The sequence below is a fragment of the Herbaspirillum robiniae genome (assembly GCF_002213415.1).
Lineage (GTDB): Bacteria > Pseudomonadota > Gammaproteobacteria > Burkholderiales > Burkholderiaceae_D > Herbaspirillum > Herbaspirillum robiniae.
The window spans coordinates 195,294-208,317 of the sequence record NZ_NJGU01000006.1 but is presented as its reverse complement, the minus strand read 5'-3'; the positions used below and the strand labels follow the sequence as shown (position 1 = coordinate 208,317).

General features: G+C 66.1%; 12 protein-coding genes. 10 read left to right on the top strand and 2 right to left on the bottom strand.

Going from position 1 to position 13,024, the window contains the following annotated elements; genetic code table 11:
- Positions 1–54: 54 nt before the first annotated feature.
- The 5 genes from CEJ42_RS12515 to mdtD all read left to right on the top strand — a co-directional run bounded on the left by CEJ42_RS12515 (position 55) and on the right by mdtD (position 5,615).
- A complete protein-coding gene (locus tag CEJ42_RS12515; protein ID WP_088751281.1) occupies positions 55–1,101 on the top strand; it encodes an ABC transporter substrate-binding protein in 1,047 nt (348 codons plus the stop codon).
- A gap of 89 nt (positions 1,102–1,190) precedes the next feature.
- Positions 1,191–2,207, top strand: a complete 1,017-nt coding sequence (locus CEJ42_RS12510) for an ABC transporter substrate-binding protein (RefSeq protein ID WP_079218793.1) — start codon at positions 1,191–1,193, stop codon at positions 2,205–2,207.
- Between the two features lie 148 nt (positions 2,208–2,355).
- Entirely contained in the window at positions 2,356–3,183 is an 828-nt protein-coding gene (locus CEJ42_RS12505) for an ABC transporter ATP-binding protein (protein ID WP_079218794.1), read from the top strand.
- 45 nt (positions 3,184–3,228) lie between these two features.
- A complete protein-coding gene (locus tag CEJ42_RS12500; protein ID WP_079218795.1) occupies positions 3,229–4,086 on the top strand; it encodes an ABC transporter permease in 858 nt (285 codons plus the stop codon).
- Positions 4,087–4,208: 122 nt separating this feature from the next.
- Positions 4,209–5,615 (top strand): multidrug transporter subunit MdtD, encoded by a 1,407-nt coding sequence (mdtD, locus tag CEJ42_RS12495; RefSeq protein ID WP_088751280.1) that lies wholly within the window; start codon positions 4,209–4,211, stop codon positions 5,613–5,615.
- 64 nt (positions 5,616–5,679) lie between these two features.
- On the opposite strand, the gene CEJ42_RS12490 is transcribed toward mdtD, so the two are convergent.
- Both CEJ42_RS12490 and CEJ42_RS12485 read right to left on the bottom strand, forming a co-directional pair.
- Entirely contained in the window at positions 5,680–6,366 is a 687-nt protein-coding gene (locus CEJ42_RS12490; RefSeq protein ID WP_088751279.1) for a Fe2+-dependent dioxygenase, read from the bottom strand.
- Positions 6,367–6,389: 23 nt separating this feature from the next.
- Positions 6,390–8,618 carry a TonB-dependent receptor gene (locus CEJ42_RS12485; protein ID WP_088751278.1) on the bottom strand — a complete coding sequence of 743 codons (2,229 nt, stop codon included), beginning with the start codon at positions 8,616–8,618 and terminating at the stop codon, positions 6,390–6,392.
- 400 nt (positions 8,619–9,018) lie between these two features.
- Between CEJ42_RS12485 and CEJ42_RS12480 the strand changes: the two genes are divergently transcribed.
- The 5 genes from CEJ42_RS12480 to CEJ42_RS12460 all read left to right on the top strand — a co-directional run bounded on the left by CEJ42_RS12480 (position 9,019) and on the right by CEJ42_RS12460 (position 12,997).
- Entirely contained in the window at positions 9,019–9,681 is a 663-nt protein-coding gene (locus CEJ42_RS12480; RefSeq protein WP_079218799.1) for a response regulator transcription factor, read from the top strand.
- A gap of 13 nt (positions 9,682–9,694) precedes the next feature.
- Positions 9,695–11,065: a sensor histidine kinase gene (locus tag CEJ42_RS12475; protein ID WP_088751277.1), complete on the top strand. Its 1,371-nt coding sequence runs from the start codon at positions 9,695–9,697 to the stop codon at positions 11,063–11,065.
- Positions 11,066–11,284: 219 nt separating this feature from the next.
- Positions 11,285–12,184: an NAD(P)-dependent oxidoreductase gene (locus CEJ42_RS12470; protein ID WP_088751276.1), complete on the top strand. Its 900-nt coding sequence runs from the start codon at positions 11,285–11,287 to the stop codon at positions 12,182–12,184.
- A gap of 94 nt (positions 12,185–12,278) precedes the next feature.
- On the top strand, positions 12,279–12,497 hold the full coding sequence (locus CEJ42_RS12465) for a hypothetical protein (RefSeq protein ID WP_079218802.1): 219 nt from the start codon (positions 12,279–12,281) through the stop codon (positions 12,495–12,497).
- A complete protein-coding gene (locus CEJ42_RS12460) occupies positions 12,494–12,997 on the top strand; it encodes a SecDF P1 head subdomain-containing protein (RefSeq protein ID WP_243397852.1) in 504 nt (167 codons plus the stop codon). Before CEJ42_RS12465 ends, CEJ42_RS12460 begins: the two co-directional genes overlap by 4 nt.
- Positions 12,998–13,024: the final 27 nt, after the last annotated feature.

Below are 13,024 nucleotides of genomic sequence, written 5' to 3'. Positions count from 1 at the left end.
TCTATAAAAAGCGAAGATGGCGCAAGACCATCCCACCAAAAGGAGACAATCATAATGCGTCGCGACGCTCGTGTGTTCCAGGCTTCCCCCATCCGCCGTTCCCTCCTGGCGCTAGGCGCCACTGCCGTCGTCGGCGCCGCGCTGGCGCTGGCCGCGCCCCATGCGCATGCCGCCGACAAGATCACCATCATGGTGGGCGGCATCAACAAGCTGATCTACCTGCCGCCCAAGCTGGCGGAAAACCTGGGCTACTTCAAGGAGGAAGGCCTGGACGTCGAGCTGCAGTCGCAGCCGGCCGGCGTGGACGCCGAGAACGAATTGCTGGCCGGCGCCGTGCAGGCGGTGGTCGGTTACTACGACCATTCCATCGACCTGCAGAGCAAGGGCAAGGAAATCACTTCGATCACCCAGCTGCTGCTGGTGCCGGGCGGCATGGAAATGGTGCGCGCCGACCTCGCCGGCAGCGTCAAGAGCATGGCCGACCTGAAGGGCAAGACCCTGGGCGTGACCGGCCTGGGCTCGTCCTCCAGCTTCATCGCGCAATACCTGGCCAGCCGCGCCGGCCTGAAGACCTCCGACTATTCGATGCTGCCGGTGGGCGCGGGCAACACCCTGATCGCCGCCATGAAGCAAAAGCGCATCGACGTGGCCTGGACCACCGAGCCGACCACTTCCATCCTGCTGGCCTCGGGCGACGCCAAGGTGCTGGTCGACATGAGCAGCGTGGACGGCACCCGCAACGCGCTGGGTGGCCTGTATCCGGCCTCGAGCGTGTACGTGAACCGCTCGTGGATGAACAGCCACAAGGCCGAATCGCAGAAGCTGGCGCGCGCCTTCGTCAAGACCCTGAAGTACATCCAGACCCACACGCCGGAAGAGATCGCCGACAAGATGCCCAAGGACTACTACGGCGGCAACAAGGCGATCTACGTGCAGGCGCTGAAGGCGTCGATGCCGATGTACTCGCCTGACGGCAAGATGCCGGCCGGCGGCCCGGAGCAGGTGCTCAAGGTGATGGCCGGCTTCAATCCCAACATCAAGGGCAAGAACATCGACCTGTCGAAGACCTACACCAACGAGTTCGTCGACCAGGTGAAATAAGCTGGCACGGGCGCGCCGGCAGGCGCGCCGCACAAGACATAGAATCCGCAGGCTCCGCCTGCAAAGGCATCAACCAACCGGAGACCGACATGAACAAGAACATGCGCCGAACCATCCTCTCGCTGGCAGTCGCCGGCGCCGCCCTGGCCGCGCTGCCGGGCCAGGCCTCAGCGGCCGACAACAAGATCACCATCATGGTGGGCGGCATCACCAAGATGGTGTACCTGCCGGCCAAGCTGGCCGACCAGCTGGGCTACTTCAAGGAAGAAGGCCTGAACGTCGAGCTGCAGTCGCAGCCGGCCGGCGTGGACGCCGAGAACGAACTGCTGGCCGGCGCCGTGCAGGCGGTGGTCGGCTTCTACGACCACTCCATCGACCTGCAGGTCAAGGGCAAGGAAATCACCGCCATCACCATCTTCGGCCAGGTGCCCGGCGAGGTGGAACTGGTGTCCACCAAGTCCGCCACCAACTTCAAGAGCATGGCCGACGCCAAGGGCAAGACCCTGGGCGTGACCGGGCTGGGTTCGTCGACCAATTTCCTGACGCAATACCTGGCCTCGCGCCACGGCATCAGCTCCAAGGAGTTCTCGGTGCTGCCGGTGGGCGCCGACAACACCTTCATCGCCGCCATGAAGCAGGGCCGCATCGACGCCGGCATGACCACCGAGCCGACCGCCTCGCAGATGTTGAAGACCGGCGATGCCCAGGTGCTGGTCGACATGCGCACCGTGGAAGGCACGGTCAAGGCGCTGGGCGGCCTGTACCCGGCCTCCAGCCTGTACGTGCAGCGCAGCTGGCTGAACGGCCACAAGGAAGACGCGCAGAAACTGGCGCGCGCCTTCGTCAAGACGCTCAAGTTCATCAATACCCATACCGCCGAACAGATCGCCGACAAGATGCCCAAGGACTACTACGGCAACAACAAGGCGCTCTACGTGCAGGCCCTGAACAACTCGCTGCCGATGTATTCGCCCGACGGCAAGATGCCCAAGGGCGGACCTGAAACCGTGCTCTCGGTGCTGGCCGGATTCAACCCCAACGTCAAGGGCAAGCACGTGGACCTGTCGAAGACCTACACCGACGAGTTCGTCAACCAGGTCAAGTAAGACGCACCAGCCGGGAAGAGGGCGGGACCGCTCTTCCCGGGAGCAGCAGCGACGGTCTCTTTTCAATCCGATTTTTGCCAACGACCATGATGCGCCACGACCGATGTGCCGCGTCAGGGGATCACTCAGCCCAGGAAAGACCCATACGATGAATGCGATCAACCAAAACGCCTTCGCCAAACCAGCCGGAGGCGCACAAGAAACGCCCGCCATCGAACTGCGCAACGTGACTTGCCGCTTCATCACCGCCGACGGCAAGGCGACCGTGGCGCTGCGCGACTTTTCCATGAGCGTGGGCCGCGGCGAGTTCGTAGCCGTAGTCGGCCCCACCGGTTGCGGCAAGTCGACCACGCTGTCGCTGATCACCGGTTTGCTCAAGCCGACCATGGGCGAGGTGCGCGTGATGGGCCAGCCGGTCAACGGCATCGACCCGCGCATCGGCTTCGTGTTCCAGAACGACGCCGTGTTCCCGTGGCGCAGCGTGCGCGAGAACGTCGCCGCCGGCCCCATGTTCCGCGGCAAGCCCAAGGAACAGGCGCACCAGCTGGCCGACGAATGGATCCGCCGCGTCGGCCTGGACAAGTTCGGCGACCACTATCCGCACCAGCTCTCCGGCGGCATGCGCAAGCGCGTGGCGCTGGCCCAGACCTTCATCAACAGCCCCGAGATCCTGCTGATGGACGAGCCTTTCTCGGCGCTGGACATGCAGACCCGCACCCTGATGCAGGACGAGCTGCTGCGCCTGTGGTCGGCCCATTCCGGCTCGGTGGTGTTCGTCACCCACGACCTGGAAGAAGCGATCGCGCTGGCCGACAAGGTCTACGTGCTGACCGCGCGCCCGGCCACCTTGAAGAGCGTCTACCCGATCGACCTGCCGCGTCCGCGCGTGATGGAGGAGGTGCGCTACGAGCAGCGCTTCATCGACATCTCGCGCAAGATCTGGGCCGACCTGCGGGAAGAAGTGCATATCGCCTGAGCGCGGACGAGACCAACGGAATTCAACAAAAAACAGGTGAGCAACATGACACAAGCACAAGCAACCCAAGGCGCGGCATCGATGGACATCGCCGCCGTCGAAGCCGAGGCGCAACGCAAGATCCGCGCGCGCCGCAACCTGGTCATCGGCCTGCGCATCGCCATTCTGGTGGTGGTGCTGGGCGGCTGGGAACTCTTCGCCCGGATAGGCTGGATCGATCCCTTCTTCTTCTCGCAGCCGTCGCTGATCGTGATCCAGATCTATGACTGGATGGTCGAAGGCACTTCGCAAGGCCCCTTGTGGACCCAGGTGCTGGTGACGCTGGAAGAAACCGTGCTGGGCTTCTTGATCGGCTCGGTGGCCGGCGTCATCGCCGGCATCGTACTGGGCCGCAACAAGCTGCTGTCCGACGTGTTCAGCCTCTACATCCAGATCGCCAACTCGATTCCGCGCGTGGTGCTGGGCTCGATCTTCGTGATCGCCTTCGGCCTGGGCATGGCCTCCAAGGTGGCGCTGGCGGTGGTGATGGTGTTCTTCGTGGTGTTCGCCAACGCCTTCCAGGGCGTGCGCGAAGCCGACCGCTACATGATCGCCAACGCCCAGATCCTGGGCGCCTCGCGTCGCCAGGTGACCACCGCGGTGGTGATCCCGTCGGCGCTGTCGTGGATCCTGGCCAGCCTGCACGTGAGCTTCGGCTTTGCGCTGGTGGGCGCGGTGGTGGGCGAGTTCCTGGGTTCCAAGCAGGGCATCGGCCTGCTGATCTCGACCGCCCAGGGCGCCTTCAACGCCAGCGGCGTGTTCGCGGCGATGATCGTGCTGGCGGTGGTGGCGCTGGCGGCGGACTGGCTGCTGCACGCGCTGGAGCGCCGCCTGCTGAAGTGGCGTCCGCAGTCCTTCCAATAAGGATGCGGCAAAGGCTTTAAAATAGCGGCTACTGCTTCGAAGAAAGCAACACTCAACGGCGGGGACACCGAGGCACAGGCTTCCGTGTCCCCGCCGCATTTTCCGCGCCCCAATAACAGTCCATGTCCGCCCAACGTCCAGACCAGCTGTCCGACCCTTCCGCCAAGTCTTCCGACCTCTCGCAGCGCGCGCTGCTGTGGATCGTCGCCTCCGGCTTCTTCATGCAGACGCTGGACACCACCATCGTCAACACCGCGCTGCCGGCGATGGCGCACAGCCTGGGCGAGCCGGTGCTCAACATGCACCCGGTGGTGGTGGCCTACACGCTGACGATGGCGTCCCTCACGCCGGCCTCGGGCTGGCTGGCGGACCGCTTCGGCACGCGCAAGATGTATTTCGCGACGATCCTGGTGTTCGTGATCGGTTCCATCCTGTGCGCCACCGCGCATACGCTGCCGCAGCTGCTGGCGGCGCGCGTGGTGCAGGGCATCGGCGGCTCGATGCTGCTGCCGGTGGGGCGCCTGGCGGTATTGCGCAGCGTGCCCGGCGCGCAGTACATCGCGGCGCTGGCCTCGATCTCGATTGCCGGGCAGCTGGGGCCGGTGGTGGGGCCGGTGCTGGGCGGCTGGCTGGTGGAGAGCCTGTCGTGGCACTGGATCTTCCTGATCAACGTGCCCATCGGCACCGTCGGCATGCTGGCGGTGCTGCGCTTCCTGCCCAACGACCTGCTGCCGGCCGCGCCAAGGTTCGACGTGCTGGGCTGCGCCTTGCTGTCGGGCTGCATGGTGGCGTTCTCGCTGGCGCTGGATGTGCCTTTCGACGACAACCGCGGCGCCTGGAGCGCGGCGCTGTTCATGCTGGCGGCGCTGACGGTGTGGCTGTACTGGCTGCATGCGCGGCGCCACGAGCGGCCGCTGTTTCGCCTGGGCCTGTTCGGGGAGCCCAACTTCAGCATCGGCCTGGCCGGCAACCTGGTGTGCCGCATCGGTTCTTCGGCGGTGCCGTTCCTGCTGCCGCTGCTGCTGCAGGTGCGGCTGGGCTATTCGCCGCTGCACGCGGGCCTGGTGCTGCTGCCGGCGGCCATCGCCGGCACCATCGCCAAGCCGTGGATCGCGCCGCTGGTCAAGCGCTACGGCTACGACAATTTCCTGCTGGTCAACACCATCCTGGTGGGCGGTTCCATCGTGTCGTTCGCGCTGATCACGCCGGACTGGCCGATCGCGCTGGGCATCGCTCAGCTGTCGGTGTTCGGCGCGGCCAACTCGATGCAGTTCGCGGCCATGAACAGCGTCACGCTCAAGGGCCTCAACAAGGATGACGCCGGCAGCGGCAACAGCCTGTTCTCGATGGTGCAGATGCTGGCCATCGGCCTGGGCGTGACCATCGGCGGCACGCTGGTGAACCTGTTCAAGGATCCGTCGGGGGCGGCCACCAGTTTCAGCTTCCAGATCACGTTCGTGATCGTGGGCGTGATCACGCTGGTGTCGGCCTGGGTGTTTCGCAAGATGGATCCGCGCTACTTCAGGTAATCCCCAGTCCGCAAGCAAAAAGCCGCCCACGGGCGGCTTTTTGTTTTCCACAGGCGAAGCCGGATCAGGTATCGCTCCACTGGCGCAGCAGGTTGTGATAGCAGCCCACCAGCGTGCGCCGCGCCAGCGCGTCGGCGTCGGTCTGGTTCAGGCGCTGGATGGCGTTGTCCATGTCGAACAGCATGCTGCGCTGGTGGTCGTCGCGCACCAGGCTTTGCACCCAGAAGAAGCAGCCCACCCGCACGCCGCGCGTGACCGGGGTGACCGTATGCAGGCTGGTGGCCGGATAGAGCAGCAGGTCGCCGGCCTGCAGCCTGGCGCTGTGGGCGCCGTAGGTGTCTTCTATCTGCAGCTCGCCGCCGTCGTATTCGGCGGGATCGGCCAGGAACAGCGTGCCCGAGACATCGGTGCGCAGCTTGCGCCCGTTGTGCGGGTGGATGCGCACGCTGCCGTCCACGTGCGCGCCGAAGGTCATGCCCTCGCCGTAGCGGTTGAACATCGGCGGGTAGATCAGGTTGGGCAGGGCTGCGCTGATGAAGCGCGGATTGCGTTCCAGCGCGCCGACGATGATGCGCTGGCATTGCGCGGCGACCTCGGATCGCTCGTCGATCTGCTGGTTGAACTTCACCGGCGCGCCCTGGTAGCCGGCCGTGACGCGGCCGTCCACCCACGCTTCTCCCGCATCGTCCAGCAGCCGGCGCACGGCCTTGACCTGTTCTTCGTCGAGCAGCCTGGGGATGGTGATCAGCATGGGTGGGCGTCCTGTCTTCCTGGTTACATGCGGTAGTTGACCGACAGCATCGCGGTGCGGCCCGAACCCGGGACCGAACGGCCGCCGTCGGACTGGATCAGCGCATCGTAATACATCTTGTTGGTCAGGTTGAACAGGTTCAGGCGGATGTCGTAGGCCTTTTGCGTGTAGGCCACGGTGGCATCCCAGCGGGTGTAGCCGCCGACCTGCACGGTATCGGTCGCGGTGGCGTAGCGCTGCGACATGTAGGTGGCGCCGCCGCCGACCTGCCAGTGCGGGGCGACGTCGTAGGTGGTCCAGGTGGTCAGCGTGTGCTTGGGCGTATTCACCGGCACCTTGCCCACGCTGGTGTCGGCCACCGCGCCGCCGGTCACGATGGCGTCCAGGTAGGTGTAGTTCGCGGCCACTTGCCAGTCGCGGGTGATGCGGCCGGTGGCGCCGGCGCGCGCGCCGTTCACGCGCACGGTGCCCTGCAGTTCGTACACGCCGGTCGAGACCTGGCTGCGCGCATTCTCCTTGGTGATCTGGAAGGCCGCGGCGTTGAGCGCCAGGCCTTGCGCCACATCCCACTTGCCGCCGATTTCATAGGAGCGGTTCTTTTCCGGATCCAGGTTCTGCTGGCCGGTGGTGCCGGTCAGCTGTTCCAGCGAGGGATTGAACGAGGTGCCGTAGGAGACGTAGTACGACTGCGCGCTGCTCGGCTGCCAGATGGCGCCGGCGCGCACCGAGAAGAAGTTGACGGTCTGGTTGGCGTAGGCCAGCGCGGTGTTCTTCGCGGCCGCCGGGGTGTTGGTGGAGTTCAGCGAGTTGCTGATGCTGGCCACGTAACGGTCATAGCGCAGGCCGCCGACCAGCTTGAACTGTTTGTTCAGCTCCAGCGTGTCGCCGAAGTAGGTGGCGATGGTGTTGGCGGTGCCGCCCTGGTGGTTGCCGGCGGCCTCGGCCACGCTGCTGCCGGCGGCGCTGTAGCTGGGATTGACCACCGGGATGCAGTCGGCATAGCCCGAGGTCGGCGTGGTGGCGTCGGTCAGCGCGCGGCCGTTGCAGCTGCCGTTGCGGTAGTAGGCCTGGTTGTCGTAGCCGTCATGGCCCACTTCCAGTCCGACCAGGAAGTCGTGCTTGATGCCGCCGGTGCTGAACTTGGCCGACAGTTCGGTCTGGTTGAAGATCGAGTAGTCGCGGATGTCGCGGTCGTGGCTCTGCGCGCGCACGTACAGGCTCGACAGCGGCAGCGCGCTGGCGGCGCCGGTCAGCGCCGTGAAGCCGCTGGCCGAGACGGTGCCGATGGTGTTGGGCGCGGTTTCCACGGCGCTGGTGCGCACGTAGTTGAACTGGGTCTGGTTGCGCAGCGTCACGTCCGGGGTGATCTTGTGCTTGATGCCGGCGTTGAGCGAGACCACGTCCTGGTCGGTGTGGTCGCTGGTCAGGCCATAGGCGGTGTTGCGGTCGACGTTGACCGGGTGGCCGTTGAGCGGCGGCAGGCCGTAGTCGGGCTGGTCGTGGTTGTGCTGGACCAGCGCCGACAGCGTGATCTCGGTCGGCGTGCCGATGCCGTGGACGTAGGAGCCGGCCAGGCCGAAGTCCTGCACGTTGGTCTGGTTGCGGGTGCTGGCGGCGCCGTTTTGCGCCATCGCCTCGATGCGCATGGCCGAGGTGTCCGACAGCTTGTGGTTGTAGTCGGCGGTGGTGCGCACCAAGCCGTTGGTGGTCACCGAGGCGGACACTTCGGTGGCGTCCTTCAGGTTGGCCTTCTTGGTGACCTGGTTGATGATGCCGCCGGTGGAGCCGCGGCCGAACAGCATGGAGGAGGGGCCCATCAGGACCTCGATCTCTTCCATCGCGAAGGTGTCGCGGTAGTACTGGCCGCGGTCGCGGAAGCCGTCCAGGTAAATGTCGGTGCGCGCGGAGAAGCCGTTGAGGTTGATGTTGTTGCCGATCTGTCCGCCTTCGGCGCCGCCCAGCGTGATGCCGGAGACGTTGCGCAGGGCGTCCGACAGCGAGGCCACGCCTTGCGACTGCATCTGCGCCTTGTTGACCACGGTGATCGACTGCGGCACGTCATGCAGGTCGGCGGGCAGTTTGCTCAGCGCCGTCGGGCCGGGCGCGAAGTCGTCGCGCTTGCCTTCGACGGTGACCGGAGCCAGCTGGCCGGCGGCGGCCGGGTTGTCGGGGGTGGCCTGCTGCGCATGGGCGGACAGGGGCGCGGCAAATGCTGCGACCAGCGCAGCGGCAATCGGAGAAAGACGGTTCATTTTTATAGGGTCTGTTTGGAGTTGGCGCGGAAGGGGCTCGCCCGTCCTCTGGCGAGGGCGGGAAAATCCGTTGGCTGGCTAATCCGACCTTGTTGACCGTTTGGCTGGCGAAAACTGTCGTGCTGCTTGGCGCTGCTTAGTATTGCTTAGTGCTGCTATAGCGTGCGAATGAGGTGGATTCTCATTCGCATGGTCGGCTAGGCTAAAGCTGCGATCTGACGAAATCCTGTCGCGCCACTGACAAATTGCTGACTGTGACAAAAATGAAACAAATTGCAACGCAGGCAGCCCATCTAGGGCAAGCCCCGATTTGCAGCATTCCCGGCGCTGCAATACGATGCATCGGTTCGCAGATTTTTTGCGCTGTCGTTCCTGCCGTTTTTCCTCATACGAAGTCCCTATGAATGTTCTGCTGGTCGAAGACGACCCGGTCCTCACCGACGGTCTCTCGCGCGTCCTCAATTCGCACGGTTTCACCGTGCACACCGTCAACAACGGCAGCGACGCGCTGTCGCAGCGTTTCAACGCCTCGGTGCTGGTGCTCGACATCGGCCTGCCCGGCATCGACGGTTTCGAAGTCCTGCGGCGCATGCGCGCCGCCGGCAACAACACGCCGGTGCTGCTGCTGACCGCGCGCGACACCATCCCCGACCGCGTGCACGGCCTGGAGCTGGGCGCCGACGACTACCTGGTCAAGCCCTTCGCCACGCCCGAGCTGGTGGCGCGCATCAAGGCGCTGATCCGGCGCAGCGCGCCGCAGCCGGCCCAACTGTCGGTGGGCGGGCTGTCGCTGGACAACGCCACCAAGCGCGCCGACATCGACGGCCGCAAGATCGAGCTCTCGCTGCGCGAGTGGACGGTGCTGGAATACCTGATGCAGCACGCCTCGCGCGTGGTCTCCAAGCAGCAGATCATCGACGCCGTGCTGCCCTGGGGCGAGGACTTCACCATCAACGCGGTGGAGGTCTACGTCTCGCGCATCCGCCTGAAGATCGCCGACTCCGGCGTGGTCATCCGCACCATCCGCGGCTTCGGCTACATGCTCGAGAAGAGCGAGAGCTGAAGCGGCCATCCGCATGCCCATCCTGCATTCCAGTATCCGGCGCGACCTGCTGAAATGGCTGATCGCGCCGCTGTTGCTGATCAACCTGGTGGCGGCGGGCGTGACCTACTGGCTGGCCTGGCTGCCGGCGCAGCACGCCTTCGACCAGAACCTGATGGATTCCACCTGGGGCCTGTACGCCCAGGTGCGGCACCGGCAGGAGAAGACCACCGCCGAGCTGACCCAGCAGGCCGAGCAGATCCTGCGCAGCAATCACTCCGATACCACCTTCTTCGCGGTGCGCAACACCAGCGGCCAGATCGTGGTGGGCGACAAGGGCTTTCCGCCGCTGCCGGAAAGCGACGTCTTCGAACGCCCGATCAACTATGACGCCGAGATGCGCGGGGAGCCCGTGCGCATCGCCGCGCTGCAGGTGCGCGTCAAGAACGGCGTGATCTCGGTGGCGGTGGCCGAGACGGTGAGAAAGCGCAACCGCGCGCATTACACGATCCTGCTGTCCTTCCTGGCGCTGGACGGCGTGATCACCTTCGTCTCCATCAGCGCGGTGCTGTTCGCCGTGCGGCGCGGCCTGCGGCCGCTGAAGACCTTGCAGCGCAATCTTGAGCAGCGCGGCCACGGCAAGCTGGGGGCGATCGACGGCGCCGGTTCGCCGGTCGAGCTGCAGCCGCTGATCGTGGCGATGAACGAGCTGATGGAACGCATCAGCAAGGGCGAGCAGGCGCAGCAGAATTTCCTGGCCGATGTCGCGCACCAGCTGCGCACGCCGCTTACCGGCCTGAAGCTCCAGCTGGAACTGCTGCACGACAAGCACCAGGACCAGCCCGACACCGCCCGCTCGCTGGAGATGATGAACTCCTCGGTGGAACGCATGATCCGCCAGAGCCGGCAGTTGCTGGCGCTGGCGCGCTCCGAGCCCGGCCTGTTCGAACAGCGCAAGCTGGAAGACCTGTCGCTGGACAAGCTGGTGGAAGAGTCGGTGCAGCATTTCATCGAAGAGGCCGACAAGAAGCAGATCGACCTCGGCTTCGACCTGCGCCAGGGCCGCATGCGCGGCGATCGTTTCCTGCTGCGCGACCTGATCGACAACCTGATCGACAACGCGGTGCGCTATTCGCCGCCGCACAGCACCGTCACCGTGCGCTGCCAGGAAGAACAAGGCGCCACGCTGCTGGCGGTGGAAGACTCCGGCCCGGGCATCGCGCCCGAGCACCGCGAGCTGATCTTCGACCGCTTCTACCGCGCCAACGACAAGGTCTCCGGCAGCGGCCTGGGCCTGGCCATCGTGCGCGAGATCGCCCACGACCATGGCGCCGTGATCAGCCTGGATTGCGGCGACGAAGGCCAGGGCACGGTATTTACCGTGCGCTTCCCGCTGGCGGCCTGACGACCCGGTATCGGGCCCTCGGGCCCGGCGCCGTATCGCCCGCGGCACCTGCCCGCGGGTTTGCCCGCCGGTCCGACGGACGCGGCATTCTTGAATCCCTTTCACCCATTGTCAAAAATAAGTCTCTGGCGGCGCGCGCGTGCGGCACCTAAGCTGGCGTGGGGCGGTGCGCCTGCGACGCCCGCCGCAACGGATATTCCAACCAACAAGGGAGACAAGATGACGCATACCGTTTCATTCGTCGGGCTGGGGGCGATGGGTTTGAACAGCGCCAGGCTGCTGGCCGCGGCGCCGGACATCGCGCTGCGGGCCTTCGACCTGCGCGCCGAGGCCCTGTCGGCGCTGGAGGCCGCGGGCGGCACGCCCTGCGCCAGCGCCGCGCAGGCCAACCAGGACGCCGGCTATGCGGTGGTGTTCGTGGTCAACGGCCGCCAGGCCGAAGAGGTCATCTTCGGCGCCGGCGGCCTGCATGAGACCGCGCGGCCGGGGCTGGTCATCATCTCCTGCGTGACCATGCTGCCCGACGAAGCCGCCGCCATCGGCCGGCGTTGCCGCGAGCGCGGCTGGCATTTCATCGACGCCCCGGTCAGCGGCGGCATGGTGGGCGCCGCCGCCGGCACGCTGACGGTGATGGCGGCTGGCGAGCGCGGGGTGATCGACGCATGCCGCTTCATCTTCGACCGCATCTGCAAGCGGCTGATGGTGGTGGGCGACCAGGCCGGGCAGGGCAGCATGGTGAAGGCCATCAACCAGTTGCTGTGCGGCGTGCACCTGGCCGCCGCCGGCGAGGCGATGGCGCTGGCCGAGCGCGCCGGGCTGGACAAGCAGGCCGTGCTGGACGTGGTGGGGCAGAGCGCGGCCGCCTCATGGATGCTCAACGACCGCGGGCCGCGCATGGCGGCGGGCGATTTCGGCTCGGTCACCAGCGCCGTGGACATCTTCGTCAAGGACCTTGGCATCGTCAATGACGTGGCGCGCGCGATGCGCTTCCCGGCGCCACTGTCGGCGGCGGCGCTGCAGAGCTTCGTCGGGGTCGCGGGCGTGGGCATGGGCAAGCTGGACGACTCGGCGGTGATGCTCTATTACCCGCAGCCGGAGCAGGGCGGCGGGCAGTCATAGTGACTGCGGGAAACATTGCATCCGGTCAATGTCTCGAACCTCATACGCGGCGCTGTGTCTAACCGGTTCCATCGTGACAGACACCGGAGGCAGCATGACGGACAAGGTTTTGCAAAGCGGTACCCACATCGCCCGCTACGATGCGGTTGAAAAGCCCGACCATGCTTTCGAGGCACAGGTCTTCGTGCGCCTGACGCGCGAGCCCGAGGTCGCCGAGACCTACATCCCGGCCGGCATCTTCCCCACCGAGGAGGAGGCGCTGGCCGGCGCCCGCGAACGCGCGCAGCGCGCACTGAAGGAGCATGAATTTTGAGCGGCGCGATGATCCCCCTGTCGTCCTCGCCGCGCCGCCGGGCGCTGACGCTGGCCATCGCCGCATCGGCCTTGCTGGCGCTGGCCGGTTGCGCCGGCACCGGCGCGCTCTCCCAGAGCCGCACCTTCGAACTGCGCGGCGCCACCACCGTGCCCACCGACGGCTGGACCAAGGCCGAGAATGGCGACCAGCCCGGCAGCGTGGTCTACCTCTCGCCCAGGATGCTGGTCGACGCCTCCGACGTGCAGCGCGCCACCGCGCAGAAGGACGCCGCCGGACGCGCCATCCTGATCCTGCAATTCACGCCCGCCGGCACCGCCAAGTTGACGGCCGGCACGCGCGAACTGCGGGGCAAGCAGCTCGCGGCCGTGGTCGAAGGGCGTGTGACCAACATGGCCATGGTGCAGGAGCCGATGACCATCAACACCATGGCGCTGACCGGCTTCAAGAGTTTTGAGGATGCCGCCCGCGTGGCGCACCTGATTTCGTCGACCCGGTAATCCGGTCGGCCGATACCGCTGGAACGG

Excerpts from the sequence above, each read along its gene's own strand:
- CEJ42_RS12515 (WP_088751281.1), top strand. The coding sequence starts at position 55 with ATGCGTCGCGACGCTCGTGTGTTCCAGGCTTCCCCCATCCGCCGTTCC.
- CEJ42_RS12510 (WP_079218793.1), top strand. The coding sequence starts at position 1,191 with ATGAACAAGAACATGCGCCGAACCATCCTCTCGCTGGCAGTCGCCGGC.
- CEJ42_RS12505 (WP_079218794.1), top strand. The coding sequence starts at position 2,356 with ATGAATGCGATCAACCAAAACGCCTTCGCCAAACCAGCCGGAGGCGCA.
- CEJ42_RS12500 (WP_079218795.1), top strand. The coding sequence starts at position 3,229 with ATGACACAAGCACAAGCAACCCAAGGCGCGGCATCGATGGACATCGCC.
- mdtD (WP_088751280.1), top strand. The coding sequence starts at position 4,209 with ATGTCCGCCCAACGTCCAGACCAGCTGTCCGACCCTTCCGCCAAGTCT.
- CEJ42_RS12490 (WP_088751279.1), bottom strand. The coding sequence starts at position 6,366 with ATGCTGATCACCATCCCCAGGCTGCTCGACGAAGAACAGGTCAAGGCC.
- CEJ42_RS12485 (WP_088751278.1), bottom strand. The coding sequence starts at position 8,618 with ATGAACCGTCTTTCTCCGATTGCCGCTGCGCTGGTCGCAGCATTTGCC.
- CEJ42_RS12480 (WP_079218799.1), top strand. The coding sequence starts at position 9,019 with ATGAATGTTCTGCTGGTCGAAGACGACCCGGTCCTCACCGACGGTCTC.
- CEJ42_RS12475 (WP_088751277.1), top strand. The coding sequence starts at position 9,695 with ATGCCCATCCTGCATTCCAGTATCCGGCGCGACCTGCTGAAATGGCTG.
- CEJ42_RS12470 (WP_088751276.1), top strand. The coding sequence starts at position 11,285 with ATGACGCATACCGTTTCATTCGTCGGGCTGGGGGCGATGGGTTTGAAC.
- CEJ42_RS12465 (WP_079218802.1), top strand. The coding sequence starts at position 12,279 with ATGACGGACAAGGTTTTGCAAAGCGGTACCCACATCGCCCGCTACGAT.